We start from the raw sequence: 3,566 nt of genomic DNA, 5'->3' as shown, positions 1-3,566 counted from the left end.
CCGCCCTCCGGGGCGGGGCGGTCCGGGACCACATTTTTTGTTCCACGCGCAAAACCCCGCCGTTAACTCTCCGAACCATCTTCTCCTGCGATGGCTTTATCGCCGCCCGATCCCTTTGCCGCCGATGCACGTTTTCTGCCAGGTGCGCCGCTCTTCCGGGCCGCCGGCGTGCGGCGCGGGCGTGCCGTTCTTTTCGGCTTCGCCTCCGCGGCATCCTCGTTTCCGATGCTCCGGCCGAAGCTCAAAATGATGTAGCTGCCGCTCCGCTCGTCGCGCTTGAGCTGGATGAAACCCTTCCGCTGTGCGTCCTCGAGGAGGTCGCTGAAGCTCTTGTAGCCGTGCGCCCGTTCGGAGAAGGAGGGGCGCTTGCGCTTCATGGTCTCTTTGACGATGGACGACCAGAGGATGCCGAGGTTCTCCCGCATGTGGGCGTCGATGGACTCGAAAAGAAGTTCGAACGCCTCGCGCTTTTCCTTGGGTATGTCGTGTCCCAGCCCCGGCTTGCTGCTCTCCTCAGTTCCGAGGTTCTCGTAGAAGATGAATTCGTCGCAGTTCGCCACCAGAAGGTCAGAGGTGGAGTTTTTCACCCCCAGGCCGATGACGTGCTTGCCGTTTTCCTTGAGTTTCGAAACCAGCGGAGAGAAGTCGCTGTCCCCGGAAGCGATGACGAACGTGCCGATATGCTCCTTGCCGTAGCACAGGTCCATCGCATCCACGACCAGGCGGATGTCGGCCGAATTCTTGCCCGTCATCGAGCGGCGCGGCACCTCGACCAGCTCGATCCCCGCCTCGTGGAGTTCCTGCTTGTATTTGGCATAGCGCGACCAGTCGCAATAGGCGCGCTTCATGACAACCTTGCCCTTTTCCACCAGGCGGGCCAGCACCCGGCCGATATCGAAGGCCCCATCCTTCCCCCGGTCGAACCCATGCGCCAGATTCTCGAAGTCGATGTAAAGCGCGATCTCTTCGTTCTGTTCCGCCATAACTTTTCCTTCCCCTGGTTTTCGCGGGCGCAACGCCTCCACCGGTATTCTAAATCCCCGGACCGCCGCATGCGAGCGGCCCCGAGGCCGGGAGTCGCCTCTTTCCCGTCAGCTCCGATCGGCCACCACGCCCTCGCACACCAAAACACCGGCCAGGAGGAGAAAAAGCAGCATGCCCAGATCCATTCTTCCGGCCAGCGAAGCGAGCGGCGCCTGCGAAGCGGCCGGAAGCGTCCGTATTGTCAAATTTAATCCGTCCAGCCGGCGGCGCATCTCCGAATCGCCCATCGGCCCCATATTCGCCTCTTCCGCCGGGACATTCACGGCGGCGACCTCCTCTCCGCCCGGCCCCAGGATGCGGTAGATGCCGGCCTTCTCCGTCCGGGAAAAGCGGGCCACGAGAGCGCGCCCGCCCTCCTCCGGCCGGCCGGACGCGGCAGCCTCCTCCAAGGGAATCGTGTGCTCGAGCCCCGCTGGGGTCTGAACGCGGACGCTTCTCCCCGCACTGCCGGGCCGTGTGAATATCTCGAGCGGATGTCCCGCTCCCGCCGATGCGACGGCATTGCGATTCCGGGATTTTCCTCCCAGATGCGTGGCCAGGCCGCGGAGAAGCGGAACGAAAACGGGCCGCACGGGGATATCCGACCAGTCGCGATCGCAGGTCAACCCCCAGATGGCCACCTTTCCCGCACCCGATGAGCCCAGGACAAGAAGGGGAGCTCCCCCGGAGAGGCGAAGCAGCACCCCCCCCCCACGCGCGGGCTGAAGGGCGGATGCTCTCCGGACACCCACCTTGCGGAACAGACTCTCTGGGTGTTCGCCCAGCGAGGCGAAAGCCGGATGGTGAAGCGCTCTCGGCTCCGGAACCACCTCTTGCGGCGCTCCGAGCAGAAGCGGGGCGCCGACCTCCGCCGGCAGCCAGCCCTCCCCCGGAATGGCTTTTCCGGCCAGATCACCGCCCGCCAGGAGAAACCCGCCACCGCCGTCGACAAACTGCCGGAGCTTCTGGATCACATCCTGGGACCACCTGGCGACGTTGCACCCCACCACGACATCGAAGGCGCTCCAGTCCAGCTTCTCCAGCTCGAAGTATGCTGCCACATGAACGAGAAAAGGAGACTCTCCGCCCGAGGAGGCGGCCCGCAGGGCGTGGGCCACATAAAAGGACTCGCTTTCGGAAAGCCCGCTCTTCGGATCGCCATCGATCACCAGCGCGCGAAGCCTTCGTCCCATCCAGGCCGAAAAATAGTGCACATTCGTGGCGGGAAGGTTGTCCGCTGCCACCTCGACGCGCCCCTGAAAAACCCCCTCCCGGGGAGCGCGGATGCGGAAGCTGACCTCGCCCTCGCCGCCGGCCGCGATATCCACTTTCGCGGACGCGACTTTTTTGTCCTCGACATACATCTCGACCGGAACCTGCTCCCGCTTCCGGGAAGACTGGTTCCGGATCCGCACCACCGCCGCGATCGGCCCGTCCGCCCGGGGCGGCCAGGGGCGGAAGCTGACCGTACGGATGGCCAGATTGTCCACCCCCGCCTCGGGGGCCACGCGGACGAACTGAAGGCCCATGTGCGGGTTCAACCGCCGAAGACCCCGTAGCCGCAGGTCCTCCCAGTCGCTCCTGGAAAAATCGCTGAAAACGACGACATTCTGCCTGTCAGCGGAAACCGGGAAGCCCTCGAGCGCACGGCGCAGCGCCGGAACCGGCCTTCCCGCCCCGTCCGTCTGCCCAACGGTGTCGAGGACAGCGAGAGCCTTCTCCGGGGAGAGTCCGAGCGCGGCCCGATCGTCCGGGGAGAACGGAACGGTCGGAAGAAGCGTCACCTTATCCGCGCCGGCGAGCTCCCGGATCATCCGCTCAGCCGCTCGCTTGGCCACCTCGAAACGGGTGCCGTTCGCCGTCCGGTAGCCCATGCTGGCCGAGTTGTCGAGGATCACGATGAGATGCTGCGGCGACCAGCTTCCGCTGGCCGGACCGCCGCCCCGGAGGAAAAAAGGGCGGGCAGCGAGCAGGACCACGACGCCGACCGCCGCGATCCGGAGCGCGAGAAGCAGCCAGTTGCGCAGCCGGCTCCGGCGTGTGATGCGGCGCTGCGTGCGGAGGAGGAACTCGAAGGTGGGCAGGCGGATGATCTTCATCCGGCGGCGGCGGAGCAGGTGAATGAGAATCGGGAGAACGAGAAGCCCCGATCCCCACAGGAACAATGTGTGAAGAAACTGTACGCTCATTGCCCTTCCCTAAACCTTCTGTTTCGCGCGCCAGGCCAGGAAACGGACCAGCGTCCGATCCAGCGGCTCCGCAGTGGAAGTCAGCACGTAATCTATACCATCCGCCCGGCAGCGCTCGCGCGTTTCCTCCAGGAAAGCGCCCAAAATGTCCATATACGGGGGCCGCACCACCTCGCACTCGACCGTCATGTTCTGATCCGTCTCCACATCCTCGATGCGCGCCAGGCCCTCGAAGGGGAAATCCAGCTCGGCCGCATCCATCACATGAAAGACGATGACATCGTTTCCCTTCAGGCGGATGAGCCGGAGGGCGCGGCCGAGTTCTTCGGGATCCTCCAGCAGGTCCGAAAAGAC

General features: G+C 64.7%; 3 protein-coding genes. All 3 read right to left on the bottom strand.

Annotated elements, in window-relative coordinates; genetic code table 11:
• Positions 1-62 precede the first annotated feature (62 nt).
• Positions 63-983, bottom strand: coding sequence for an NYN domain-containing protein (locus O2807_13550; GenBank protein ID MDA1001527.1), 921 nt, complete (start codon positions 981-983; stop codon positions 63-65).
• Positions 984-1,091: 108 nt separating this feature from the next.
• Positions 1,092-3,212, bottom strand: coding sequence for a BatA domain-containing protein (locus O2807_13545; GenBank protein MDA1001526.1), 2,121 nt, complete (start codon positions 3,210-3,212; stop codon positions 1,092-1,094).
• 9 nt (positions 3,213-3,221) lie between these two features.
• Positions 3,222-3,566 (bottom strand): DUF58 domain-containing protein (locus O2807_13540; GenBank protein MDA1001525.1); only part of this gene is annotated, 345 nt, incomplete at its 5' end.

The sequence above is a fragment of the bacterium genome (genome assembly GCA_027622355.1).
Lineage (GTDB): Bacteria > UBA8248 > UBA8248 > UBA8248 > UBA8248 > JAQBZT01.
Note: the sequence above shows the minus strand (reverse complement) of the source record. Positions and strands in the feature narration are given on the sequence as shown.